The sequence below is a fragment of the Kitasatospora sp. LaBMicrA B282 genome (assembly GCF_050325825.1).
Taxonomy (GTDB): domain Bacteria; phylum Actinomycetota; class Actinomycetes; order Streptomycetales; family Streptomycetaceae; genus Kitasatospora.
The window spans coordinates 1-900 of sequence record NZ_JBNQTI010000377.1; the positions used below are offsets into that span (position 1 = coordinate 1).

1 pseudogene is annotated in these 900 nt (G+C 68.3%); it reads right to left on the bottom strand.

The features are described 5' to 3' along the window. Nucleotides 1–21 precede the first annotated feature (21 nt). Nucleotides 22–851, bottom strand: a pseudogene (locus ACQRUO_RS39540) (IS5 family transposase). Nucleotides 852–900 lie beyond the last annotated feature (49 nt).

Genomic DNA, 900 nt, shown 5'->3' on the forward strand with positions numbered 1-900 from the left:
CTAGGCGGTGTCGTCAAAGGGTCAGGCCCACATGAGGAGTGAGGCGAGGGTAGCGGCGGCTTGGTAGGTCACGGCGGTCTTGTCGTACCTGGTGGCCAGGCCTCGCCACTGCTTCAGGCGGTTGAAGCAGCGTTCGACGACGTTGCGTCGCTTGTAGAGCTGGCGATCGAACGCCGTCGGGCGGCCGCCGAGGCTGCCGCGGCGCAGGCGGTTGGCGATCTGGTCGGCCCGCTCGGGGACGGTGTGGCCGATGCCGCGCTGCCGCAGCCAGGCGCGGATGGCTTTGGAGCTGTAGCCCTTGTCCCCGAGGACATGGTCGGGACGGGTGCGGGGCCGTCCCGGTCCGATCCGAGGGACTCGGATCGCGTCCATGACGGTGGTGAACTGGGTGCAGTCGTTGGTGTTCCCGCCCGTGAGAACGAGTGCGAGCGGTCGGCCGAGTCCGTCGACGGCTAGGTGGAGTTTGCTGGTCAGTCCGCCTCGGGAGCGGCCGAGCGCTTGGTTTTGGGTCCCCCTTTTCGGGCCCCGGCGGCGTGCTGGTGGGCCCGCACGACGGTGGAGTCGACCGACACGAGCCAGTCGATGTCGCCGGCCGCGTCCGCCTTGGCCTGCGCTGCCCGCAGCATCCGATCGAAGGTTCCGTCCGCGGCCCAGCGTCGGAACCGGGTGTGTACGGAGGCCCAGGAGCCGTACCGCGGCGGTACATCCCGCCAGGCCACCCCGGTCCGGAACTTCCACACGATCCCGTTCAGCACCGTCCGGTCGTCCAACCGCGGACGACCCTTGCCGGACCTGGGAAGCAGCGGCTCCACCAGGCCCCACTCGGCATCGGAGAGTTCATGGCGACGTATCACCACATCATGATCCACTATCCAAGATCACTTTGACGACACTGCCTAG